Annotated in this window: 20 protein-coding genes and 1 pseudogene; 5 read left to right on the top strand and 16 right to left on the bottom strand. The window is 65.7% G+C overall.

Annotated elements, in window-relative coordinates; genetic code table 11:
- Positions 1-158: 158 nt before the first annotated feature.
- The 9 genes from NQV17_RS28745 to NQV17_RS28705 form a co-directional block, all read right to left on the bottom strand.
- On the bottom strand, positions 159-461 hold the full coding sequence (locus tag NQV17_RS28745) for a hypothetical protein (RefSeq protein WP_257774870.1): 303 nt from the start codon (positions 459-461) through the stop codon (positions 159-161).
- Positions 462-523: 62 nt separating this feature from the next.
- A complete protein-coding gene (locus NQV17_RS28740) occupies positions 524-3,310 on the bottom strand; it encodes a tetratricopeptide repeat protein (RefSeq protein ID WP_257774869.1) in 2,787 nt (928 codons plus the stop codon).
- 95 nt (positions 3,311-3,405) lie between these two features.
- Entirely contained in the window at positions 3,406-4,611 is a 1,206-nt protein-coding gene (locus tag NQV17_RS28735; RefSeq protein ID WP_257774868.1) for a hypothetical protein, read from the bottom strand.
- 210 nt (positions 4,612-4,821) lie between these two features.
- Positions 4,822-5,883, bottom strand: a complete 1,062-nt coding sequence (locus tag NQV17_RS28730) for a hypothetical protein (protein WP_257774867.1) — start codon at positions 5,881-5,883, stop codon at positions 4,822-4,824.
- Positions 5,884-6,104: 221 nt separating this feature from the next.
- Positions 6,105-6,977 (bottom strand): hypothetical protein, encoded by an 873-nt coding sequence (locus NQV17_RS28725; RefSeq protein ID WP_257774866.1) that lies wholly within the window; start codon positions 6,975-6,977, stop codon positions 6,105-6,107.
- Between the two features lie 489 nt (positions 6,978-7,466).
- The gene (locus NQV17_RS28720; protein ID WP_257774865.1) at positions 7,467-8,318 is read right to left on the bottom strand and encodes a 3-hydroxybutyryl-CoA dehydrogenase; all 852 of its coding nucleotides are present in this window, start codon (positions 8,316-8,318) and stop codon (positions 7,467-7,469) included.
- Between the two features lie 38 nt (positions 8,319-8,356).
- Positions 8,357-9,550 carry a beta-ketothiolase BktB gene (gene bktB / locus NQV17_RS28715; RefSeq protein ID WP_257774864.1) on the bottom strand — a complete coding sequence of 398 codons (1,194 nt, stop codon included), beginning with the start codon at positions 9,548-9,550 and terminating at the stop codon, positions 8,357-8,359.
- Between the two features lie 48 nt (positions 9,551-9,598).
- A complete protein-coding gene (locus NQV17_RS28710) occupies positions 9,599-11,227 on the bottom strand; it encodes an electron transfer flavoprotein-ubiquinone oxidoreductase (RefSeq protein ID WP_374692767.1) in 1,629 nt (542 codons plus the stop codon).
- Positions 11,228-11,306: 79 nt separating this feature from the next.
- Positions 11,307-13,097, bottom strand: coding sequence for an acyl-CoA dehydrogenase (locus tag NQV17_RS28705; protein WP_257774862.1), 1,791 nt, complete (start codon positions 13,095-13,097; stop codon positions 11,307-11,309).
- A 558-nt stretch (positions 13,098-13,655) separates the two neighbouring features.
- On the opposite strand from NQV17_RS28705, the gene NQV17_RS28700 reads away from it, so the two are divergent.
- The 5 genes and pseudogenes from NQV17_RS28700 (at position 13,656) to pntB (ending at position 19,305) form a co-directional block, all read left to right on the top strand.
- Positions 13,656-14,786, top strand: coding sequence for a hybrid-cluster NAD(P)-dependent oxidoreductase (locus tag NQV17_RS28700; RefSeq protein WP_257774861.1), 1,131 nt, complete (start codon positions 13,656-13,658; stop codon positions 14,784-14,786).
- Between the two features lie 13 nt (positions 14,787-14,799).
- Positions 14,800-15,231, top strand: a pseudogene (locus tag NQV17_RS28695) (M24 family metallopeptidase); the annotation flags it as partial.
- Positions 15,224-15,814, top strand: coding sequence for a dimethylsulfoniopropionate lyase (locus NQV17_RS28690; protein ID WP_257774860.1), 591 nt, complete (start codon positions 15,224-15,226; stop codon positions 15,812-15,814). The pseudogene NQV17_RS28695 and the gene NQV17_RS28690, both read left to right, overlap by 8 nt.
- A gap of 457 nt (positions 15,815-16,271) precedes the next feature.
- The gene (locus NQV17_RS28685) at positions 16,272-17,876 is read left to right on the top strand and encodes a Re/Si-specific NAD(P)(+) transhydrogenase subunit alpha (protein WP_257774859.1); all 1,605 of its coding nucleotides are present in this window, start codon (positions 16,272-16,274) and stop codon (positions 17,874-17,876) included.
- Positions 17,877-17,889: 13 nt separating this feature from the next.
- The gene (pntB, locus tag NQV17_RS28680; protein ID WP_257774858.1) at positions 17,890-19,305 is read left to right on the top strand and encodes a Re/Si-specific NAD(P)(+) transhydrogenase subunit beta; all 1,416 of its coding nucleotides are present in this window, start codon (positions 17,890-17,892) and stop codon (positions 19,303-19,305) included.
- Positions 19,306-19,434: 129 nt separating this feature from the next.
- Here pntB and NQV17_RS28675 read toward each other — a convergent pair whose 3' ends face one another.
- The 7 genes from NQV17_RS28675 to NQV17_RS28645 form a co-directional block, all read right to left on the bottom strand.
- The gene (locus tag NQV17_RS28675; RefSeq protein WP_044848460.1) at positions 19,435-19,872 is read right to left on the bottom strand and encodes an Lrp/AsnC family transcriptional regulator; all 438 of its coding nucleotides are present in this window, start codon (positions 19,870-19,872) and stop codon (positions 19,435-19,437) included.
- The gene (locus tag NQV17_RS28670; RefSeq protein ID WP_257774857.1) at positions 19,869-20,798 is read right to left on the bottom strand and encodes a homocysteine S-methyltransferase family protein; all 930 of its coding nucleotides are present in this window, start codon (positions 20,796-20,798) and stop codon (positions 19,869-19,871) included. Before NQV17_RS28670 ends, NQV17_RS28675 begins: the two co-directional genes overlap by 4 nt.
- A gap of 104 nt (positions 20,799-20,902) precedes the next feature.
- Entirely contained in the window at positions 20,903-22,072 is a 1,170-nt protein-coding gene (locus NQV17_RS28665; RefSeq protein WP_124523939.1) for a PLP-dependent aspartate aminotransferase family protein, read from the bottom strand.
- Positions 22,073-22,116: 44 nt separating this feature from the next.
- Positions 22,117-22,812, bottom strand: coding sequence for an ABC transporter permease (locus NQV17_RS28660; protein WP_257774856.1), 696 nt, complete (start codon positions 22,810-22,812; stop codon positions 22,117-22,119).
- Between the two features lie 13 nt (positions 22,813-22,825).
- Positions 22,826-23,503 (bottom strand): ABC transporter permease, encoded by a 678-nt coding sequence (locus tag NQV17_RS28655; protein WP_124668288.1) that lies wholly within the window; start codon positions 23,501-23,503, stop codon positions 22,826-22,828.
- Between the two features lie 72 nt (positions 23,504-23,575).
- Positions 23,576-24,355, bottom strand: coding sequence for a transporter substrate-binding domain-containing protein (locus tag NQV17_RS28650; protein WP_257774855.1), 780 nt, complete (start codon positions 24,353-24,355; stop codon positions 23,576-23,578).
- 31 nt (positions 24,356-24,386) lie between these two features.
- The gene (locus NQV17_RS28645) at positions 24,387-25,184 is read right to left on the bottom strand and encodes an ABC transporter ATP-binding protein (RefSeq protein ID WP_257774854.1); all 798 of its coding nucleotides are present in this window, start codon (positions 25,182-25,184) and stop codon (positions 24,387-24,389) included.
- Positions 25,185-25,240: the final 56 nt, after the last annotated feature.

Genomic DNA, 25,240 nt, shown 5'->3' with positions numbered 1-25,240 from the left:
GCCGAAGGCGGACCGGCGGAGGCCCGCGATGTTCAAGCGGACGTTGCCGCGGGCTCCGGCGGTGCTTGACGCAGGATGATCGCGCGCTCGAGCGGGATCGCGTTCATGCACCGCTTCCCGAAACGGAACGCGACAGCACGCACGCTCCTGTCACGCGATCAATTCAAACCGATCAGGATGATGCCGAGCGAGCCTATGCGATAGACGATGACGGCGCGTGCGACGATCGTCCAGATGCGATTCTCGACGTTCGGCGCACACATCCACGCGCAGCGGATCCACGCACAGAACGGAGCGACATACATGACGAATGCCGCGAAACGCAGCGGTACCGGATAGGACGGCCCGACGATCAGCACGAGCAGCGGAATGAGCAGCAGGCCAAGCGGTACGCCGATCAGCCACCAGACTTTCCACAAGCGTTCTTCCCCGCGCCACGCGTTTTCCAAGGTGTTCTTCATGTTCGCGCTCATCGATCCGTGCGTCCGGAGGCGTCATCGACGCCGACCGCATCCGGACGCACTCAATGTAGTGTCGTGATCAGGTTCGCGGCGATGTCGGCGGCCCGTCTTTTTTCCGCGTCATCCAGTCGCTCGGCAACTCGCGCCTCGACGCGCGCCGCGGCGGCGGCATATTGCCGGAAACCGGCTACCGCATCGAAACTCGCGCGCGAACGCTCGATCCATGCCGCGCCGAGCGCCCGGTCTCTCGGCAGGCCGTTGCCGGTCAGGAACCGGATGCCGACTGCATATTGCATGAACGGATCGCCAAGCAATGCCTGGTTCAGGCTCGACAGGCCTTCCCATTGGCGATTGGCCGCGGCGACTGCGTTTCCCGGCGGATCGCTCCACAACGTGGCGACCGGATCGGCGGGTACCAGCCAGCGCCGCTCGCCGGCCGACAGCGCCGCTTCCGTTCCCGGTACGACGCTGCGCAGCGCCAGCGCAATCTCGGAGCATGCCGAGCCCCGTCGCGCGGCGCGGCGATGCAGGCCCAGCGCGGACGCCTCGTTCAGCGTCACGCCGTCGCCCGTTTCGTACATCAGTGCAAGATCGCTTTCCGCCCACGGCGAACCGGCTGCGGCCGCGCGTTGGAACCACACCGATGCTGCTTTCGGATCGCGCGCGACGCCACGTCCGTTCAGATACGCGACGCCCACCATCCGCTTCGCCTCGGCGCTCGACGGCGCTGCACGGAGCGCCCATGCGAACGCCTCGTAGTCGTCGGTGCGGCCGCCGAGGCCGGTCGACAGGTGCCACGCGAGCGAACCCTGTGCCGACACGTTGCCCTGCTCCGCCGCGCGGCGAAACCAGTACGTCGCTGCATTGAAGTCCGCCGGTACGCCATCGCCAAGGTCGTACGCATCGCCAAGTGTCGACTGATACGTCGCTTCGCCGCGATCCGCGAGTTTCCATTGCCAATACGCGCGCTCGTCGGCGGCAACCAGGCCTGCGTCGACCGACGCGAGCATGCGCATCGCGCCGATATTGTTGCCGGCAGCCGCTGCGCGGCACCAGCGCGCGGCATCGGCCGGATTGCGCGGCGTGCCGTTTCCATCCAGATACATCGAGCACAGCATCGCTTGCGACGCGGCGTCGCCCAGCATTGCGCCGCGTGTGAACCAGTCGAAGGCGATCGCCGGCTGCGTGCGCCAATAGGCAGACCCCAGCGCCGAATACGCAGCGGCGACCTTGCGGTTCGCAAGGTCCTCCAGCCATTGAAGCCCGGTCTTGCCCGCGAACGACATATGGTGCTCGTTCAGGTAGAAGCCGACCGATACGCCGGCAGCGCGATCGCCGGCCTCGGCGGCCTGCGTCAGGTAACGCAAGCCCGATGGTTCGTCGCGTGGCACGTCGGCGGTACCCGACAGATATTGATAGCCGACCCAGCGCGCCGCTTCGACGTTGCCGTGGTCCGCGGCGAACCGGAACCATTGCATCGCCCGCGTCCGGTCGACCGACGTGCCTTCGCCACGCCAGGCCATGCCGGCGGCCATCAGCGCCGCCGCTGCGTCGCCGCGATCCGCGCCGCGCTTCGCCAGCCGAAACGCCTTGCGCATGTCTACCGGCTCGTCGTCGCCACGCGCTGCGTAACGGGACAGGTTGGCCGCCGCGGCGCCATTGCCCTGCGCATCGGCCTTTTCGAACCACGGTTTGGCGGCAGCCGGATCCGGCTGCGTCCCGAGGCCGTTCTGCAACATCGCGCCGAGATCGTTCTGCGCGACGGCCAGGCCCGCATCGGCCGCGCCCTGCATCCAGCCCAATGCCGCTTCCTGGTCGACCGGGCCGCCCCGCCCGAACAGATAGAGGTTCGCCAATGCGTAACGTGCTCGCGCGTCGCCGGCGAGCGCCGCCTTGCGATACCAGTCGCGCGCCGTCGCCTCGTCGCGCGGCACGCCCGTTCCGCCTCCGTACAGATCGCCGAGCCTGCGCTGCGCGTAGGGCGAGCCGGCCAGGGCCGCGGCCGACATCAGGCTGAGGCCGCGACGCGCGTCTTGCGGCACGCCGATGCCCGCAAGATAGAGATTGGCCAGCACGGCCTGCGCTTCGGTGTGGTTCTGGTCCGCCGCGGCGCGCAGCCACTTCGTCCCCGCGCTTATATCGCGTGGCACCCCGTCGCCCCAGACGAGCATCAGGCCCAGAACGAACTGCCCGTTTGGCTCGCCGTCCGCCGCCGCACGCGACAACCACGCTGCCGCGACAACCGGATCGCGCGTCACTCCACGGCCGGTCAGCGCAAATTTCCCGGCGTTGGTCGCGCCCGCCGGCGATCCACCTTCGGCTGCTGTCACGAAGTAGCGATAGGCCGCAACATCGTCGGCAGGTTGGCCGTCGCCGTCCGCGCTCATCCCGCCGAGCTGGTTCGCCGAGGCCGCATCGCCGTCGCGCGCCGCCGACACGAACCACGCGCGCGCCGCTGCCGGGTCGCGCGGCTGCGCGACACCGTCGTAGTAGATGTAGCCCAGTGCGCGCTTGGCCGCCGTCGAACCGTCGCTCGCCGCGGATTCGAGGATCATCATCCCGCGCTTCGGGTCCGGGCGGGCCGCGTAGCCATGCAGCACCATTTGCCCGTAGAGCGCGCGGGCCGTGAGGTTGCCGGCGCCGGCGTCCTGCCTGCACAGGCTGCGGATCCGTGCGGGTTCGTCCTTCAGACGAAGGCTGTCGAATCGCGCGTTCAACGCCAGCGAGCATGGCGTCGTGTCGTCGAGGACCGGCACGGACACGCCGCGTTGCATTGCCGGCATCGCGACGAGCGGCGACTCGGGCTGCGGCGCGGCGGCGCAGCCCGACCCGAGGGTGAGCCCTGCCATCAGCGCCGGGGCAGCGATCGACGCTTTCAACACGGAGCCGACGAAGCCGGTGCGCCGACGGGCGTAACCGCGCCGCCGAGGTTCGCTCGTCCGCGTCATGGTTTCACGATCGTGACGTTCTTGATGACGACGTCGGTCCGGCCGTCTTCGTCGTCGATCGACTTGCTCAGTTCGATCCCGTAGTCGACCAGCCATGCGGATCGCACGCGCACCGTCTTCCCGTCCTTGTGGACCTCGCTGCAATCCAGGTCGATCGCATTGCCCGTCAGCGTGCCGAAGATCGACGATGCGGGTTCCGTCTTGCCGATTTCGCAGCGACGGGTCAGTTGACCGTCGCGCGACGGTTGCGGCACCGCAATCTCGACACGCTTGCCCGCCGTCATCGGTTCGTTCGCCAGCGCGATCGCCGTTGCGTCCTTTTGCATGCGAAGCATCGTGGCGTGGCGAGGTGCACTCACGCTCTGACTCATCAGGTCGGCCAGCCCGTATCCCATGTCGAAATACGACCAATGCGGGTTCCCCGCTGCGTCTTTCGTGGTCATCAGCTCAATGACCACGCCGTTATTGCGTCGATTGACGTAGGTATCGACATACGGCCCCGAGTCCTTCGGCGTCGTCTTGTTCACCCATTCGCCGTCCACCACCAGACGCGCATACGGGAGCGGCCGGCTGTCGTCGGGCGGCAACTGGCTGCGAATCGGATCCGGCAAGCGGCGCTCGTCGAACACTTCATCCAGATACGCCGTCGGATCGGCAAGCACCGTCTCGGCCGCCGACTTGCCGTCGGCGATCAACTTGAACAGTTCATAGGTTGCCCGTCGCTGCTCCGGTTCCGGCAGCTTTTCCAGCGCGTCGACTGCAAACTGAATCAGCGCACACGTGGTCGGCTTCGCTTGCTCCTGCAGCGATGGCGGCACCTCGATCGCATCGATGCGCGCGTCGACCTCGAGCAATTCGGCAACGGTGTAATGCTCGTCGTCGGCCTGCGACCGGCCACTGCGCGCGCCGATCAGATCCATCAACTCGAAGATGCTACGCAGCATCTTCGGCGACGACGTCTTCGCCAACGACACCAGACCGCGACCGGTCAGCTTCGACATCTCGCAACCGCTGTGCGATTCACCCGCGATGTCCTTCATCAGCCGAAGGAACCGCAGCCGGTCGGCCGGAGACAGCATCATTTCCGCACCTGCGGTCGATTTGCCGCGCAGGCTCGTCAGTCTTGCGAGATAGCCAGGATCCCGCGCGATCTTCGAGAACCAGGCCACCACGATCTGCCCGTTTTCCGAATCGGGATCCACGCCGGCTTGCGCAACGAATGCGCGTGCCCGTTCAGTGATTTGCGCCGGCGACAGTTCGATCGCCGGATTCGCCGCCGGCGCGGACGCTGCCGGCTCCGCAGGCGCGCTCTGCACGCCCAACCCATATGCCGTTGCGGTTGCAACGGACAACACCGCCCCGAAAAGGCCTGTCCTTATTTTCATTTTGTCGAAATTCGATTGTGTTGTTGCTCACTGCATCGGTGCGACTTCGAGCTTCACGATCAAGCCGTCGACATAACTGACCCTGACCGGCAAGCCGGCCCTGATCGGGCCGCCGTGCGATGCGGTGTTGTTGAAACCACCCGTCACAACATAGTCCGAGTAGGAGAAGCACACCTGCCCGACACAGAAACGCTCCATCGCGTGGCCGCCATACGGCATGGGTTCGAAAGCGGTCACGGCGCCTTCCACCACACGAAGCTCACCGGAAGCGATTGCTTTCCTGATGCGATGTGCGGCATCGTACGTGCTTCCGAACGCGATGGCTGTCCACAGTATCGCAAAGCCCAACCAGATGAACGGGAAGACTTTGCGCATGAAGGCCGGCCCCCGCATCGGAAGATCGTTGCGAAACCACGCAAATACAGCACCGGTCGCCACGAAGCATAGACCGAATGCCGGAAACGCCCAGTTTGCACATCCGCCGTTGGCACAGTCGAATACGATCCGATAGCCGTCGCCAGACACCGCGGGCGATCCATTGCCGGTCAGACTCGTCAGGCCGTTGCGCAGGCTCGAGTCGCCCATCAACGTGCAACCGATCAAAAGTGCAATCGCGCCAATGCTCGTGGTGATGGCCATCGCCTTGACAGCCCGCTCGGTAACGCGCTCGGCCGGATAGCCGAACTGATCCATGAGCCCGAGCTCGACGACCTTTCGTGCGCCGCCGGTGAAGATCCACCACGCGGTTCCCGATGCCGTGGCCGCAATGACGCCCCAAAATGCCGTCGCCAGCAGTACACCGCCATGCGGCGGGTTCATGAAGTCCCAGATGTCGTGAGCCTGACCGGACAAGATGCCGATGCCCATCACGATCCACGGCAATATCTGCAATCCGAACAGAGTCCGGCCATAGACACGAGCCTGGTCGCGAAGCGTATCGCTCGCTAGAGTCGACATGCGTCGGCGCGAACAGCGCACGTATTGGGCTGCGCTGAACACGATCGCAATCAGCCAGAAGTAGCGGCCGAAAATCTGGAAGAAATCGATGACTGCCCCCGTTCGATGAGTGTCCCAGGCCCGTTGCGCCACGCGCCATCTGCCGCGTCGTCACTACCGCGACGATTCGATACGCGAGCGCCTTCCCGTACGGTTCGGCAAAGGCCATCCGCAATGACGGCAGTGCGGCACGACGGATGCGACGACACCATACCGACTACCGACAGCCATCCATACTGCTGAATCGTCGCGATGCCTGGCGCGCACGAATCGCTCGATGTCGTCGACTTTCATCATGTCGTTCCGGCGTTTTCTTACTTCTGGCTTGCGCTCGCTGATTGAGTTATTCCGCGGCCGGTCAGTAGCGCGGTACGGAACTGCGGCACGAAGCTCATGAGCGCCTCGTCAATTCCCTTGATGGCGTTGGGCAAATCTTTCACCAGATCAGCATAGAAGGGATAGACATAAGGACCATTCTCCTTGGCATCTGAAGCGAAGCTGGAGCCGGTATTCTTATTAACACCGCCGCCACCCGAGGTCGGATTCAGATGAGTCGGGATCGGCAAGAACATGTTCTGAGAGAAAATTGGTTCGAACGTCGATGCCGAAAAAATTCGAATCTGGCTGTTGACCGACCGGACATACGGCCAACCCAGTCCTTGGGCACCATAACCGGTATTGGCTGGTGCAATTAAAATCGCATCCGCTCCCGTATAGGCATCACCCTTCAACGTCGGATGCAGCCAATCTCCTGCGATTTTCGGCATGCCGGCCTGACCAAGATTGACTTCCTTCACCTGGTAGCCTTGCGCTCGTAGTTCGGCCTCCAGTGCCTCGATGTACTTACGGTTCAGTCCGGTATCGCCAAGCTCACTCTTGACGAGGTCGTTGAAATCCTTGTTGGTGCGAGTCGATACGGCGGCCGTCCCTCCGGCGATTGCGCCGCCGACAGCCGCAGCCAACAGGCCCACTCCAGGAATCGGAACGAATACCGGCCCTCCGGCCGTGACGGCAAAATACACCGTTGGCCTCGACACATCGACCGCAATCGTCTTGACCGACGACATTTTTTGCGCATCGAAGTCGTATGGGGGTTTCGATGCGCACGCACCAAGCAGCAAACTCAGCACGGTAGTCGCAATGGAGCCGCGAACCCAAATCCTCGCTTTCACACCAATATTTGTCATTCTTCACCCGTCGTTATCGGTCACTGTCAAGTTGCAAGTCGCGCCAAAATAATCCCGGTTACCCGCAAGTTACATCAAATGCCCGGGAGCCGACCTTTAACACCAAACAGATCCCAGAGATAATCCCGATCCGGCCGCTCCCCGTCGAACGCGCCGTTTCTCGATTTCGTGCACGATGCGGCACATGGTTGGTCTCTCTCGGCATTTGCGGCAAATAATTGCACAGACGAAACCGCGAGATGGTCAAGGATTGTCACGGCATGCAATGTTCACATTGTCGTAAATTACATATGTCCCTCATCCGCTTGTCTCGTTCCGGCGACACCGCACACGATCAGGCGATCAAGCAACGCGGGAGGAACCGGCGTCGAAGCACGGACACGTCGCCCACGCGCTCCAAATGGAAAACGCGGACGACAAGCCGGCACCGGACTCGACATCCGGCGCGGCTCGTCATCCGCGTTGAAGATCCGACGTGCCCGCAGGACGTCAGCTGTAGTCGTACACCCCACGCCCCGTCTTGCGCCCCAGCCGCCCTGCCGACACCATCTCGCGCAGCAGCGGGCACGCACGGTACTTCGTGTCGCCGAAGTCCTTCAGGAACACGTCCATCACCGCGAGGCACACGTCCAGCCCGACGAGGTCGGCCAGCGCGAGCGGCCCGATCGGATGGTTCGCGCCGAGCTTCATCCCCGCGTCGATCTCCTCGGCCGACGCGATGCCTTCGGCCAGCACGAAGAACGCTTCGTTGATCATCGGCACGAGGATCCGGTTCACGACGAAGCCCGGCGCGTTGCGCACGCCGATCGGCGACTTGTCGAAACGCTCGGTCAGCGCGCGCACCGCCGACGCGGTCGCGTCGCTCGTCTGCAGCCCGCGGATGATCTCGACGAGCGGCATCAGCGGCACCGGGTTGAAGAAGTGCATGCCGACGAAGCGCGACGGATCGGCGAGCAGCGCCGCGAGCGACGTGATCGAGATCGACGACGTGTTGGTCGCGATGATCGCGTCGGGCCGCGCGACCGACTCGATCTGCTTCAGGATGCGGCTCTTCAGCTCGACGTTCTCGGTCGCGGCTTCGATCACGATGTCGACCGCGGCGAGCTTCGCGTAGTCGGTCGACGTCGTGATGCGCGCGAGCGCAGCGTCGCGTGCGCCGGCGTCGAGCTTGTCCTTCGACACGAGCCGCTCGAGGCTGCCCTTCAGGGCGGCGACGCCCTTGTCGAGCGCCGCGTCGCTGACGTCGATCATCACGACGTTGAGTCCGGCAACGGCCGCGGTTTGCGCAATGCCGTTGCCCATGGTTCCGGCGCCCACGACGCCGACGGTTTCGATTGCCATGACGATTCCTGTGTATTCGGGTGCTGAGCGGTCGATTATCAGATGTTCTCGAAGATCGCCGCAATCCCCTGGCCGCCGCCGATACACATCGTCACGAGCGCGTAACGCCCGCCGATGCGCTTCAGCTCGTACAGCGCCTTGACCGTGATCAATGCGCCGGTCGCGCCGATCGGGTGACCGAGAGAAATGCCCGAGCCGTTCGGGTTGACCTTGGCCGGATCGAGGCCGAGCTCCTGCGTGACCGCGCACGCCTGCGCGGCGAACGCCTCGTTCGCCTCGATCACGTCGAGATCGGTGATCTTCAGGCCCGCGCGCTCGAGCGCCTTCTGCGTGGCCGGCACCGGGCCGATGCCCATGTACGCCGGATCCACACCCGCATGCGCGTACGCGACGAGACGCGCGAGCGGCTTCACGCCCTGCGCGCGCGCGGCATCCGCGCTCATCATCAGCACCGCGGCGGCCGCATCGTTGATCCCCGACGCGTTGCCGGCCGTCACCGTGCCGTCCTCCTTCACGAACACCGGCTTCAGCTTCGTGAAGTCGTCCGGGCCGGCGTCGTGACGCACGTGCTCGTCGGTGTCGAACGCGACCTCGCCCTTCTTCGTGCGGATCGAGATCGGCAGGATCTGGTCCTTGAAGCGGCCTTCGGCGATCGCGCGCGCCGCGCGACGATGCGATTCGAGCGCGAGCGCATCCTGCGCATCACGCGAAATGCCGTACTTTTTGGCGACGTTCTCGGCGGTCACGCCCATGTGGATCGTCTGGAACGGGTCGTGCAGCGCGCCGAGCATCATGTCGACGAGCTTTGCGTCGCCCATGCGCTGGCCGAAGCGCGCGGCCGGCACCGTGTACGGCGCGCGGCTCATGTTCTCCGAGCCGCCGCCGATCGCGACGTCGGCGTCGCCGAGCATGATCGTCTGAGCGGCCGACACGATCGCCTGCAGGCCGGAGCCGCACAGGCGGTTCACAGTCAGCGCCGGCGTGTGCTGCGCGACGCCGCCGTTGATCGCCGCGACGCGCGCGAAATACATGTCCTTCGGCTCGGTGTTCACGACGTGGCCGAACACGACATGCCCGACCGCATCGCCCGGCACGTTCGCGCGCGACAGCACTTCGCTCACGACCTTCGCACCGAGATCGGTCGGCGAGAAATCCTTCAGGCTCCCGCCGAAATCGCCGATCGCGGTACGGACACCACTCACCACCACGACTTCCTTCGCTGCATTGCTCATCGTCTCACTCCGGTTCGTTCGCGCCCGCGGGCGCGGGGATGCGTTGCGTTACATGTTCGGGTAATTCGGCCCGCCGCCGCCTTCCGGCGTGACCCACACGATGTTCTGCGTCGGGTCCTTGATGTCGCAGGTCTTGCAGTGCACGCAGTTCTGCGCGTTGATCTGCAAGCGATCTTCGTTGCTGTCGTTCTTGACGAACTCGTAGACGCCGGCCGGACAGAAGCGCGCCTCCGGGCCCGCGTAGGTGCGCAGGTTCACGTTCACCGGCACGCCCGCATCCTTCAGCGTCAGATGCGCCGGCTGGTGTTCCTCGTGGTTCGTATTCGAGATGAACACCGACGACAACCGGTCGAACGTCAGCTTGCCGTCCGGCTTCGGATACTCGATCGGCGTGCATTGCGATGCCGGCTTCAGCATCTCGTGGTCCGCATGCTTGTGGTGCAGCGTCCACGGCACGTTGCCGCCCATCACCTTCTGTTCCAACCCGACCATCAGCGTGCCGAGGTACAGCCCCTTCGCCATCCACTGCTTGAAGTTACGCGCGCGGTACAGCTCCGTGTACAGCCACGATTGCTTGAAGGCGTCCGGATACGCGTTGAGCTCGTCGCTCTGGCGGCCATCCTGCAGCGCGTCGAACGCGGCGTCCGCCGCCAGCATGCCGGTCTTGATCGCCGCGTGGCTGCCCTTGATCCGCGATGCGTTCAGGAAGCCCGCGTCGTCGCCGATCAGCGCGCCACCCGGGAATACCGTCTTCGGCAGCGACAGCAGGCCGCCGGCCGTGATCGCCCGCGCGCCGTACGACACGCGCTTGCCGCCTTCGAGGAACGCGCGGATCGACGGGTGCGTCTTGTAGCGCTGGAATTCCTCGAACGGCGACAGGTACGGGTTCGTGTAGCCCAGGCCGACCACGAAGCCGACCACGACCTGGTTGTTGTCCATGTGATACAGGAACGAGCCGCCGTAGGTATCGGACTTCAGCGGCCAGCCGGCCGTGTGGATCACGAGGCCCGGCTTGTGCTTCGCCGGATCGATTTCCCACAGTTCCTTGATGCCGATCCCGTACGCCTGCGGATCGGCGTTCGCGTCGAGCTTGAACTTCGAGATCAGCTGACGGCCGAGATGGCCGCGGCAGCCTTCGGCGAACAGCGTGTACTTCGCGTGCAGTTCCATGCCGAGCTGGAAGTTCTCGGTCGGCTCGCCGTCCTTGCCCACGCCCATGTTGCCGGTGGCGACGCCTTTCACCGAGCCGTCGTCGTTATAGAGAATCTCTGCGGCGGGAAAGCCCGGGAAGATCTCGACGCCCAAGGCTTCCGCCTGCTGGCCGAGCCAGCGCGTGACGTTGCCCAGCGAGATCACGTAGTTGCCGTGGTTCTTGAAGTTGTCGGGCAGCGCCCAGTTGGGCGTCGTGACCGCGCTGTTCTCGGACAGGAACAGGAAGCGGTCTTCGGTCACCTCGACGTTCAACGGCGCGCCCTGTTCCTTCCAGTCGGGAAACAGCTCGGTGATCGCGCGCGGGTCCATCACCGCGCCCGACAGGATGTGCGCGCCGATCTCGGAACCCTTCTCGAGCACGCACACGCCGATCTCGGTGCCTTTCTCGGCGGCCAGCTGCTTGAGCCGGATCGCGGCCGACAGCCCGGCCGGGCCGCCGCCGACGATCACGACGTCGTATTCCATCGATTCGCGCGGGCCGTATTGCGCGAGCAAGTCCTGTGTGGTCAAAATCCTGTCTCCTCCTGCGCCCCGACCGTTACGGTCAGAACTGGTCTTCCGTCAACGCGAGCACGCTCTCGTTGCCCTTCGCGCCGACGATCGACGCTTCGAGCCCGCCTGCCTGCACGAGGACGTGTTCCGCATAGCATTGTGCGATCGCGATCTTCGCATCGAAGAACGCCGTGTCGCTCGCGCGGTTCGCGTGCGCCGCCAGCAGCGCGCGCGCCATCTGCCATCCGCACAGCACGACGCCCGCCAGCTTCAGGTACGGCACGCTGCCCGCGAACACCGCGTTCGGGTCCTGCTTCACGTTCGCGACCACGTAGTCCACCACCGTCGACAGCGCGCGCGCACCCTTCTCCAGCTGCGCCTTCATCGACGCGGCCGCCGCGCCGTCGACCTTGCCGAGCGCCGCGACGGTGTCACCGATCTCCGCGATCAGCGCCTTCGCCACCGCGCCGCCATCGCGCATCGTCTTGCGGCCGACCAGGTCGTTCGCCTGGATCGCGGTCGTGCCTTCGTAGATCGCCAGGATCCGCGCGTCGCGGTAGTACTGCGCGGCGCCGGTTTCCTCGATGAAGCCCATCCCGCCGTGCACCTGCACGCCGAGGCTCGCCACGTCGTTCACCATCTCCGTGCTCCAGCCCTTCACGACCGGCACCAGATATTCGTAGATTGCCTGATGACGCGTGCGCGTCGCCTCGTCCGAATGGCGGTGGGCAATGTCGCTGTGCGCGGCCGCGACGTACGCGAGCGCCCGCGCGCCCTCGGTCAGCGCGCGCATCGTGCCGAGCATGCGGCGCACGTCCGGGTGATGGATGATCGTCACCGACTGCTTGGCCGACCCGTCGACCGGGCGGCTCTGCACGCGCTCCTTCGCGAATTCCGCGGCCTTCCGGTAGGCACGGTCGGCCACGCCGATCCCCTGCATCCCGACGCCGAAACGCGCCGCGTTCATCATGATGAACATGTATTCGAGGCCGCGATTCTCTTCGCCGACCAGGTAGCCGATCCCGCCACCGTTATCGCCATACTGCAGCACCGCGGTCGGGCTCGCCTTGATGCCGAGCTTGTGCTCGATCGACACGCAGTGCACGTCGTTGCGCGCGCCGAGCGAGCCGTCGTCGTTGACCAGGAACTTCGGCACGATGAACAGCGAAATGCCCTTCACGCCTTCCGGCGCGTTCGGCGTGCGCGCGAGCACCAGGTGGACGATGTTGTCCGCCATGTCGTGCTCGCCCCACGTGATGAAGATCTTGGTGCCGAACACCTTGTACGTGCCGTCGCCCTGCGGCTCGGCGCGCGAGCGCACCAGCGCCAGGTCCGAACCGGCCTGCGGCTCGGTCAGGTTCATCGTGCCGGTCCATTCACCCGAGATCAGCTTCGGCACGTAGCGCTGCTTCTGTTCGTCGGTGCCGGCCGTCAGCAGCGCCTCGATCGCGCCGTCGGTGAGCAGCGGGCACAGCGCGAACGACAGGTTCGCCGCGTTCAGCATCTCGATGCACGGCGTCGCGATCAGCTTCGGCAGCCCCTGGCCGTCGTATTCGGCCGGATGCTGCAGACCTTGCCAGCCGCCTTCGACGAACTGGCGGAACGCGGCGCCGAAACCCGGCGTCGCGGTCACGACGCCATCCTTCCAGCTGCTCGGGTTGCGGTCGCCCTCGACGTTCAGCGGCGCCAGCACCTCGTCGCAGAATTTCGCGGATTCGTCGAGCACGGCCTGCGCCGTGTCATAGCCGGCGTCCTCGAAACCCGGCAACTGCGCAACGGTGTCGATGCCCGCGAGTTCCTTCAGCACGAACAGCATGTCCTTGACAGGGGCGTTATAGCTCATGGTCGATGTTCCAAATCAGGCGGTGAATGAGGCGCGCGGCCCGGGCGGCTGCGGCAAAACCGGCCAGCGCCAGGCGACGTCGTGGCCCATCGTAATGCCGCGCCGGCGGTTTTCCATTGTCATATCCGGCCCACATGGTGACAAAACCGGCCACACGATGCGCGGGGCGATGGCGGAAACGGGCGTCCGGGCGGGGGTTCGGGTGCCGTTTGCAGCACACGCGACGCGCAATCGGCGTACCGGCAGAAAATCAGGGGTTAACCCTCTATTCGGTCAACATCGCATGCAAGGGATTCATCGGCAACGGCCTCGTCGTTGACGGCCGGGCCGCTGTTCGTATGGACACACGTCACGCATAACCTGATGTAATGCCGCCCGGAAAATAAAGCGCATTGACGCTGTTTCAGGGCCCGCCAATACTCGGCGCACAGCGAAGGCAATCCGGGTACGGAGCGAACCATCGGAACGAGGTGCGATACACGCCCGTCATCGAGGCCCGGCTTTCGCGAACGACTGCGCGCACGTCGAACGTGCGACGCGCCCCAAGGAAGCGATGCCATGAACTCCGTAGACAGCATGTTCGATCCCGCACCCGAAGCATACGACCGACTCTCCGATCCCGGCACCTGGGACAGCACCGGAAGAACCTGGGCGAGCGGCGAACAGCAGATGCTGACGTGCTGCCGCGTCGTCGACGAGACGCATGACGTCAGGAGCTTCGAGTTTCGTGTAGGCGACGGCTCGCCCGTTCGCTTCGAACCCGGCCAGTTCATGACGGTGTCGGCGAACGTCGACGGCCAGCCGGTCGAGCGCTGCTACACGATCTCGTCGCCGCCGACGCGTCCCTATCTGGTGTCCATCACGGTCAAGCGCGTGCCCGGCGGCATCATGTCGAACTGGCTGCACGACAACATGAAGCCCGGCAGCCAGCTACCGGCTTACGGCCCGTCGGGCAGCTTCACGCCGACGGCGGCACCCGCCGCCAGATTGCTGTACCTGTCCGCCGGCTCGGGCGTGACGCCGCTGATGTCGATGACGCGTGCGAGCATCGATCTCGGGCTCGACCTGGACATCGTGTTCGTCCACAGCGCGAGAACGCCCGCCGATATCGTGTTCCGCAAGGAGCTGCAGCGGCTCGAGGCGCTGTCGCCGCGCCTTCGCACGTACTTCGTCTGTGAAGGTGCCGGCGATGACGCGCACTGGCCGGGACCGATCGGCCGGCTCAGCCTGCCGTTGCTTGCCGAACAGGTGCCCGACTACGCCGAGCGCGAAGCGTTCACCTGCGGCCCGGCGGGCTACATGAATGCCGTGCGCGACGTCCTGCGCAGCGGCGGACACGATCCCGCACGCTATCACCAGGAAAGCTTCGACATCGGCGCCGGTGTCGCGCCGACACTGGCCGCCCCCGCTGCCGAATCGTCGTCGGAAACGTTTACGGTCAGGTTGGCGCGCTCGTCGAAGACGTTCACGATGAACGCCGCCGACACCGTGCTGTCGGCAGCGAGGAAGGCCGGCGTCGCGATTCCGTCATCCTGCAGCCAGGGCATCTGCGGCACGTGCAAAACGAAGGTGCTCGACGGCACGGTCGACATGCGGCACAACGGCGGGATTCGCGACCGGGAAGTGCAGAAGGGTTTCCGGCTGCTCTGCTGCAGCCGCCCGACGTCGGACCTCGTGCTGGAGCTCTAGTCCGGCGGCAGACGACGCGCACGGCACGCTCACGGGCCTTGTTCGCACGTGTCCGGATCGGTGTTCGTCGCGGGTGCTGCAGGCGGGCGACCTGCTCGCGTTCGACACCGACTTGGTCGGGCCGCACGGTTACTGCTCGGACATCTCCCGCACCTGGCTCGTCGGCGACGGCCGTCCGTCGGACGAACAGCTCAAGCTGTACGAATTCGCATACGCACAGGTCCATTTCAATATGAATCTGCTGCGGCCCCGGCAGTCCGAAGGCGGCAGCGTGATGTGCCGTCGATTGCGGCGCGTGCCGCTGGCCGGACGGCAACCGCGGAACGCGCATGGCGGCCAGCACCAAATCGGCCGCCCTTTTTCGCTGTCCGGGTCGGCACGTTTCTCCGTAGACTTCCATCTCATCATGCCAAACGAGCACCGGAGCAAAGACCAGGATGAGTGAACGCCCGAAGCACATCGCGGATTTCATCCGGGTCGCCGGCGACCTGTTTCAATCGGACAAGCTTCCGCCCGCCGCGCGTGCATTCGCACCGCAAGTATTCGCGCGGCTGCAGACCCCGTCGGATAACGGCACGCGGCTCGCGGTGCGCTACCCCGCCTGCGAATGGCTCGACCCGGCGCTCGAGTCGGTCGCACGCGTCGACCCGACGTTCGCCACCGTCGCACGGCTGATCAAGGCGCTCGAACCCGAGATCGGCTGGTCGCGTCGCACGTCGGGCAAGGACGGCAGCCCGAACTACATCGATGGGCACGTAAACGGGATGATCTGCGGGCCCGGCGGCGCCGAAAGCCGCGACGACATTCAGCTCGGCTTCTCGTTGATGATGCCCGGCGTCAGATATCCGGATCATGGTCACGCACCGGAGGAAGCGTACGTGCTCATGACCGCCGGCGAATTCCGGCAGCAAAACGGCGCATGGTTCGATCCCGGGATCGGCGGCGGCATCCACAATCCGCCCGGCGCGCTGCATGCGATGCGGTCCGGCAACGCGCCGTTCCTCGCGATATGGTGTCTGCTGAATTGATCAGACGATCGACGCGGGGTGCCGACGGATTCGCCTGCGACAAGCGGCCGGCCATTGACCTACCGGCCGGTCGGAATCATCAATGGGAGCCGGCCATGGGAACCCGGGCAAGAAGCCGGTTATGGGAAGCCTATGCAGTCCCGCCGCGCGACGGCCGGCTCCCGCAGCCGCACCGCACGGCGGAAATCGCGCTCCGACCGCATCGTCAACCTCCATTCGGTCGACGCGATATCGCCCGCGCGTGGATAAAACGCAACAGCACGGCAGAAGACGCGTTCGACGATTTTGTGTCCTCGATGGCGCCTTTGTTATCGGGCATACTCTATTCGCGCCCAGCGAACGGTCGTTCCATTTTTAATGCGAACCGTCGCGCGAGCCACTAAACACACACATGATTCTGTTACCTTGACGCACCGGCCCGAGCGCTTCGCGATGGCCATCACCCATCTTTCACACTATGACATTACAGATTGGGGTTCCTCTGGAGACAGCCACCGGCGAACGGCGCGTTGCGACCGTTCCCGAGGTGGTCGAGAAACTGATCAAGCTGGGGTTTTCGGTGGCCGTCCAAAGCGGCGCCGGTGCCGGCGCGAACTTTGACGACGACACGTATCGCGCGGCCGGTGCGAGCATCGCCGCCACGGCGGCCGAGCTCTGGTCCGGCAGCGACATCGTGTTCAAGGTGCGCCCGCCGAGCGCCGACGAAGTCGCGCTGATGCGCGAAGGCGGCGCGCTGATCGGCTTCGTGTGGCCCGCGCAGAATCCCGAGCTGATGCAGCAGCTGGCCGCGAAGCGCGCCACCGTGCTGGCGATCGATTCGCTGCCGCGCACGCTGTCGCGCGCGCAGAAGATGGACGCGCTCACGTCGATGGCCGGCATCAGCGGCTATCGCGCGGTGATCGAGGCCGCGCATGCGTTCGGCCGCTTCCTGAACGGCCAGGTCACGGCGGCCGGCAAGATCCCGCCGGCGAAGGTGTTCATCGCCGGCGCCGGTGTGGCCGGTCTGGCCGCGATCGGCACGGCCGCGAGCCTCGGTGCGATCGTGCGCGCGAACGACACGCGTGCGGAAGTGGCCGATCAGGTCAAGTCGCTGGGCGGCGAGTTCGTCAAGGTCGACTACGAAGAGGAAGGCTCGGGCGGCGGCGGCTACGCGAAGGTGATGAGCGAGGGCTTCCAGCAGGCGCAGCGCGCGATGTATGCGCAACAGGCCAAGGACGCCGACATCATCATCACGACCGCGCTGATCCCCGGCAAGCCGGCGCCGAAGCTCATCACCGCCGAGATGGTGCAGTCGATGAAGCCCGGCAGCGTGATCGTCGACATGGCCGCGGAACAGGGCGGCAACTGCGAACTCACGGTGCCCGGCGAAGCCGTGGTGCGCCACGGCGTGACCATCGTCGGCTATACCGATCTCGCGTCGCGCCTGTCGCGGCAGTCGTCGACGCTCTATGCGACCAACCTGCTGCGCGTGATCGAAGAGCTGTGCAAGGCCAAGGACGGCACGATCAACGTCGACTTCGACGACGACGCGATCCGCGGCCTCACCGTCATCAAGGAAGGCAACGTCACGTGGCCGCCGCCGCCGATCAAGCAGGCGGCCGTCGCGCCCAAGCCACCGGCTGCCGCACCCGCGGCAGCCGCGGCGCCGGCGAAGTCCAAGGGCCACGGCCACAGCGGCGAGCCGATGTCGGCCAAGGCGCTCGCGATCGTGTTCGCGATCGGCGCGCTGGCGTTCCTGCTGGTCGGCCAGTTCGCGCCGGCGAGCTTCCTGTCGCACTTCACGGTGTTCGTGCTCGCGTGCTTCGTCGGCTACATGGTGATCTGGAACGTCACGCCGTCGCTGCACACGCCGCTGATGAGCGTGACCAACGCGATCTCGTCGATCATCGCGATCGGCGCGCTCGTGCAGGTCGCACCGCCCCTCGGTGAGCTGGCCAACGCCGGCGATCGTCCGTCCGGGCTGATCCTCGGTCTCGCGGTCGGCGCGCTCACGCTCACGGCCGTCAACATGTTCGGCGGCTTCGCGGTCACGCGCCGCATGCTGGCGATGTTCCGCAAATAAGGGGACGACAATAATGACTTCCAACCTGACTACCGTCTCCTATATCGGCGCCGCGATCCTGTTCATCCTGAGCCTCGGCGGCCTCGCGAACCCCGAAACCGCGCGCCGCGGCAACCTGCTCGGCATGATCGGCATGCTGATCGCCGTGCTGGCCACCGTGGCCGGGCCGCGCGTGTCGGCCGCGGGCATTCCGTACGTGATCGCCGCGCTCGTCGTCGGCGGCGCGGTCGGCCTGTACGCGGCGAAGAAGGTGCAGATGACGCAGATGCCGGAACTGGTCGCGCTGATGCACAGCCTGGTCGGTCTCGCGGCCTGCCTCGTCGGCTTCGCGAGCTACATCGACACGTCGCTGCAGTTCACCGGCGCCGAGAAGGCGATCCACGAAGTGGAAATTTATGTCGGCATCCTGATCGGTGCCGTCACCTTCGCGGGCTCGATCATCGCGTTCGGCAAGCTGTCGGGCAAGATCGGCGGCAAGCCGCTGCTGCTGCCGGCACGGCACTGGCTGAACCTGGCCGCGCTGCTGATCGTGATCTACTACGGCCGCGCGTTCCTGCATGCGGAAAGCATCCAGGACGGCATGCTGCCGCTCGTCGTGATGACCGTGATCTCGCTGCTGTTCGGCGTGCACATGGTGATGGCGATCGGCGGCGCGGACATGCCGGTCGTGGTGTCGATGCTCAACAGCTACTCGGGGTGGGCGGCAGCCGCCACCGGCTTCATGCTCGGCAACGACCTGCTGATCGTGATCGGCGCGCTGGTCGGCTCGTCGGGTGCGATCCTGTCGTACATCATGTGCCGCGCGATGAACCGCAACTTCATCAGCGTGATCGCGGGCGGCTTCGGCAGCGGCGCGGGCGCACCGGCGGCAGCCGGCGGCAGCGCCGCGCAGCCGGCCGGCGAAGCGGTCGCGGTGAGCGCAGTGGAGACGGCCGAGCTGCTGCGCGAAGCGAAGCGCGTGATCATCGTGCCCGGCTACGGGATGGCCGTCGCACAGGCCCAGCACACGGTGTTCGAGCTGACGAAGCTGCTGCGCGAGAAGGGTGTCGACGTGCGTTTCGCGATCCACCCGGTCGCGGGCCGCATGCCGGGGCACATGAACGTGCTGCTGGCCGAAGCGAAGGTGCCGTACGACATCGTGCTGGAGATGGACGAGATCAACGGCGACTTCCCCGAAGCCGACGTGTCGATGGTGATCGGCGCGAACGACATCGTGAACCCGGCCGCGCAGGACGACCCGTCGAGCCCGATCGCCGGCATGCCGGTGCTGGAAGTGTGGAAGGCGAAGACGTCGATCGTGATGAAGCGCAGCATGGCGTCCGGCTATGCGGGCGTCGACAATCCGCTGTTCTACAAGGACAACAACCGCATGTTGTTCGGCGATGCGAAGTCGATGCTCAATGAAATCTTCGGCGCACTGAAAGCCTGAGTACGGCCACGCGCGCGGAGCGGCAGCAAGCCGCTCCAGCGCCGCGTGGCTTCGATACGCCGTCGCGGACGCCGAACCGGACGACGCGCAGCCTCCCCCGCCTGCCCTTTTCCCGTTGCGCCGGTTTGGTCAGCGCTTGTGGACGACGGAGTCGAGCACGAAACTGGTCGTCATGTTTTGCACGCCGTCCAGCGCGCTGATCGTTGCCCAGATGTCGCTGATGCGCTCGTGCGTGGCCGCCTCGATCTGCACCAGCAAATCGACCTCGCCGCTGAGGACCGCGCAATCGCGCACCTCGGCGATCCGCTCGAGCGCGGCGAGCACGTCCGCGCCGCGCATCCGGTCCCGGCGATACACGAGCATCACGGCGCGCACCGGCACGACATCGTCGGGCAATGCGAGCCGCACCGTATAGCCTGCGATGATGTTCAGCGCTTCGAGCCGGTCGATCCGGTTGCGGACCGCCTGCCTGGACAGACCGATCCGGTCGGCCAATACCGCGAGCGGTATCCGCGCATCGGCACACAATGCGTCGATGATCTTCTGGTCCAGGCCGTCGATCTTCATTGGCCGAACCCGGTGTGCGCGGCGCCGCGTGCATCGATCGCGTCGCGCAATGCCGCGATGTGGCCGGGGCCGATTCCGCAACACCCGCCGACGATCCGCGCGCCCAGGCCAAGCCACTGCTCCGCCCATCTTGCATAGCCGGGCGGATCGACGTCGCCGCGCAGGCCGTCGAGTTCCTCGTTCGCGCGCGCATCGGCGCGCTGAGGCGGAAACGCGTTCGCATAGGCGCCGATCGCGAGCGACGTTCCGGTGTTCGCGAGCGTGCGCTGCACCGTCTCGATCGCCACACCCATCACCTCCGGCTGGCTGCAGTTGAACAGCAGCGCGGTCGCGCGCGCGGACACGGCGGCGTCGATCGCTTCGTCGAGCGTCTGTCCCGATCGCAGTACCGGCGTGGCGCCTGCGTCGACGTCGTCACGCAGCGTGAACGAGACCCAGAGCGGCTTCGGATTCGCACCTAGCGCACGCCGGACCGCGCCGATCTCGTCGGTCAGGCTCTGCGTCTCGGCCAGCCACAGGTCGACGTAGGGATCGAGCCCGTCGACGAGCGTCGCCAGGATCGCATCCGCGCGCGCCGCGTCGAACAGGTCGGGTCGGTAGGAACCGCCGGTCGGCGGAAGCGATCCCGCGACGCGCACGGGCCGCGCTGCGCGGTCCGCCGCTTGCCGCGCGAGTTGCCCGGCAAGTGCCGCGAGCGCGACACCGTCGCGACGGAACCGCGCTTCGCCGATATGGAACGGCACGACCGCATAGCTGTTCGCGGTGATCACGTCGGCACCCGCCGCGATGAACGCGTCGTGCGCAAGGCTAACGTAATGCGGCGCTTCCATCAGCGCGAGTGCCGACCATTCCGGCTGCCTGAACGGCGCCCCCATGCGCGCCAGTTCGCGCCCCATGCCGCCGTCGAGTACTGTGATGTCTTGCATAGTCCGTGCTCCGTCGTTGCAATCCGCGCAGCTCGTGCCCGCATCGACTCAAAGGTCGGCGCGACGCGCGTTGGGCGTCGACCGAGCGTGCGCGCGGGTCCGTGTCAGATCTGCGCCAATGCTTGCGCGATATCGCTTTTCAGGTCGTCGATGTGCTCGATGCCAACCGAATAGCGGATGAAATTGAGCGGGATGTCGGCAGCGCGCATCTGCTCCGCCGACATCGTGCCCGCCCACATCGATGCCGTATGGATCGCGAGCGAATCGACGCCGCCGAGATTGCCTGCATTCAGCGGCAGGCGCAGCGCCTCGACGAAGCGCTGCGCTTCGCCGTAGCTTCCCCGCACGCCGAACGCGACCACGCCGCCGAAACCGCGCATCTGCCGGCACGCGAGCCCATGCTGCGGATGGCTGCGCAGGCCCGGATAGAACACGCGCTCGATCTTCGCGTGCGCTTCGAGGAATTCGGCGAGCGCCTGGGCGTTCGCATTGATCCGCTCGACGCGCATCGGCAGCGTGCGCAGCCCGCGCAGCAAGAGCCACGCGTCCATCGGCGACAGCACCGACCCGAGCGTGATGTGCGTATGCCAGATCTGCTCGGCGAGCACGCGGCTCGTGCAGATCACACCGCCCGTCAGGTCGTGATGGCCGCCCAGATACTTGGTCGCGCTGTGCACGACGATGTCGACACCGAGCCGGTGCGGCTGCTGGTTGATCGGCGACGCGAACGTGTTGTCCGCGAGCGTTAGGATGCCGCGGGCTCTGGCGATCTCGGTCACCGCGGCGATGTCGGTCACGAGCAGCAGCGGATTGACCGGCGACTCGAGCACGATCAGCCGTGTGTTCGGCCGGATCGCGCGATCGAACGCGACCACGTCGGTCTGGTCGACGAACGTCACCTCGACGCCGAACCGGCGCAGCATGTCGTCGAGCAGCTTCGTGGTGCTCATGTAATGACGCGTCTGGCCGACGACGTGATCGCCGGCCTTCACGACACTGAGGATCGCGGTCGCGATCGCGCCCATGCCGGATGCCGTGACGAGCGCGGTCTCGGTGCCCTCGAGCTCCGCCATGACCGCCTTCACGCGCTCGTGAACCGGATTGCCGTAGCGCGTGTAGTTGCGCGGATGCTGCGGCACGCTCGACATCTCCGCGAATTCCTCGCTGCCGGCTGCCTTGAACACCGCCGAATAGTGGATCGCCGGCGCGACCGACTTCTCGTCGGTCACGTCGCGGTCCGCGGCGAGCGCCAGCGTTTCAAGCTTGTATCCCATGTCGTCCTCGGATCGTTCGTTGTGTCGCTTTCATGCGGCGCCCGTCAGGCACGCACGCCGCCCAGATGGCGATTCAGCAGACCTTCGACGCGCTTGAGCACGGTCGAAAGCACCGCCGTGATACCGACGTAGACGATGCCGGCCAGCATCAGCGCGTCGGTCGTATAGGTTTCGATGGAGATGCGTCGCGCGACACCGGTCAGGTCGAGCACGGTGATCGTGCTGGCAAGCGCGGTCGATTTCAGCTGCAGCACGATCTCGTTGCCGAGCGTCGGTGCGACGATGCCGATCGCGCGCGGCACGATCACGAACCAGGTGAGCATGAAGCGGCTCATCCCGAACGCGAGCGCGGCCTCCTTCTCGCCGGCGGGGACGCCTGCGATCCCGCCGCGGATGTCTTCGGCCATGTAGGCCGCGAGATTGAGCGTCAGCGCGCACAACGCACACGAGAACGATCCGCCGACCAGCAGCCACAGAGGCGATGCACGCACGATCGAGAACTGCGCGAGCCCGTAATACAGCACGAAAATCTGCACCAGCAGCGGCGTGCCGCGAAACACCGACATGAACAGCCGGCTCGGTGTCGACAGCCAGCGGCACGCCGACGTGCGCGCGACCGCCAGCGGCACCGCGAGCGCGAACGCCAGGGTGCATGACAGCACCAGCAGCTCGAGCGTGATCCCTATGCCGCGCGCGACGTCCGGGCCGGACTGCACGATGAGGGAAAGAAAGTCGTTCATCAGATGGCCCTCCTCAGGTGCGTGTTGCGTAACCGCGGCCCGCGCTGCGCTCGAGCCACGCGAACACGGGGTTCGATGCGGCGAGAAAGCCGAAATAGACGATTCCGACCGCCACGTAGAAGACGAACGGCTGCTTGGTGAACTGCGCGGCGATGTTGGCCTTGCGCAACATGTCCTCGAGCCCGACGATCGACACCAGCGACGTGTCCTTCAGCAGGTTCTGCCACATGTTGTTCAGGCTCGGCAGGCAGATGCGCCACGCCTGCGGCAGGCGCACGTACCACAGCGTCTGCAGGCGTGTCATCCCGTACGCGCGCGCGGCCTCGATCTGGCCGGCCGGCACCGCGCTGAACGCGCCGCGGAACATCTCCGACGAGTACGCGCCGAACACCACGGCGAGCGCGATCACGCCGGCGGAGAACGGGCTGATGACAACGGCACCATCGAATTGCGCGTTGAGAAAATGCGACAGCCCGAAGTAGCAGATCAACAGGATCAGGAACTCGGGAATGCCGCGCAGGAAATTGGTCAGCGCATAGGTCGCATGCCTGAGCCACCCGAGGCTCGACAGTTTTGCCGACGCACCGGCGATGCCGAGCAGCATGCCGACGCACAGCGCGGCGACCGCCAGCTCCAGCGTGACGAGCGCGCCAGCCGCGATCTGCGCGCCATAGTTCACCAGGATATCCATCGTAATGTCGCTCCGTGTAAGGCCGGGACCGCGCGGGCCGCCGTCCGGCGCCCGCGCGGTCCCGCTGCGCGGTTATTGCGGCGCGATGCTGAACGGGAAATAGCGCTTGTTGGCCGCGGCGAACGTGCCGTCCGCCTGCACCTGCGCGATGCCCTTGTCGAACAGCGCCTTCAACGGCGCGTCGCCCTTGCGCACCGCGATCGCCGTACCGTCGCCGAAGATCTCCGCATCGGCGATCGGCTTGCCGACGAAGTCGAAGCCTGCCTTCCTGCCGGCCTTCGTCAGCCAGTCGTACGCGACCGTGTTGTCGGCGAATACCGCATCGACGCGCCCGGCCTCGAGATCGAGCCAGGCCTCGTCGAGCGTCTGATAGACCTTCACGTCGATCCCCGACTTGCTCGCCGGCAGGCGGCGGCGCAGATAGGATTCGTGCGTCGAGGCCGTCTGAACGCCGATCGTCCTGCCACGCAGCGTGGCAGCGTTGTCCGTGATGCCGGAGCCCTGCTTCGCGACGAGCTGCACGGGCGCCGTCGTGACGATGCGCGTGAAGTCCACCGACTGCTCGCGCTCCGGCGTCTTCGACATTTGCGCGAGCACCGCGTCGATCTGCTTCGCCTTGAGTGCCGGAATCAGCGCGTCGAAATCCATCGTCACCCACTGGCACTTGACCTTCATCGTGTCGCACATCTTCTTGCCGATGTCGATCTCCATGCCCTGCAGCTTGCCGGAGGCATCCTTGTATTCGAACGGCGCGTAATCGGCGAGCGTGCCGACCCGCACGACCTGCTCGGCCTGCGCGACCGATCCGAGCAATGCCGCGCCCACGCACAGCGACTGAAGCAGCTTTTTCATGGTTTCCTCTCCGGTTGGCATTGAATCCGCATCAAATGATGCTGGACAGAAACTTCTGGAACCGCGGCGATTTCTGGCTCGCGAACACTTCGTCAGGACTGCCGTCTTCCTCGATTCGTCCCTGGTGGACGAACACGACGCGGTTCGCGACTTCGCGCGCGAACCCCATCTCGTGCGTGACGACGAGCATCGTGCGTCCCTCGTCGGCCAGCGAGCGCATCACTTTCAACACTTCGCCGACGAGTTCCGGATCGAGCGCCGACGTCGGCTCGTCGAACAGCATCACGTCGGGGTCGGTCGCGAGCGCACGTGCAATCGCGACGCGCTGCTGCTGGCCGCCCGACAGCTGGTTCGGATAGTGTTCGCACTTGCCGGCGAGCCCGACTCGATCAAGCATCGCGATCGCCTTGTCGCGGGCGTCGCGCTTCGGCACGCCGAGCACGCGCACCGGCACGAACATCACGTTCTGCAGCACGGTCATGTGCGCCCACAGATTGAACTGCTGGAACACCATCGCGAGCTTGCGGCGCACGCGCATCACCTGCCGCGCGTCGGCCGCGACGAGCGCGCCGTCGCGGCCTGCCTGTTTCAGCGCGAGCGTTTCGCCGTTCACGCAAATCCGGCCGCGGTCGGGCATTTCCAGCAGGTTGATGCACCTGAGGAAGGTACTTTTCCCCGACCCGCTGCTGCCGAGGATCGACACGACCTCGTGATTCTTCGCGGTCAACGAGATGCCCTTGAGCACCTCGACACCGCCGAACGACTTGTGAATATCCTCGACCACCAGCGCGTCCGCCGGCGGTTTGCATGCAGGAATTGCTGCTGGCATCCTCGACTCCTTCTTCGATACGTTGCTCACACCGCTGCGGTTCGCGCCGCGCCGGC

It is taken from the genome of Burkholderia sp. SCN-KJ, from assembly GCF_024656005.1.
Classification (GTDB): Bacteria; Pseudomonadota; Gammaproteobacteria; order Burkholderiales; family Burkholderiaceae; genus Burkholderia.
Note: the sequence above shows the minus strand (reverse complement) of the source record. Positions and strands in the feature narration are given on the sequence as shown.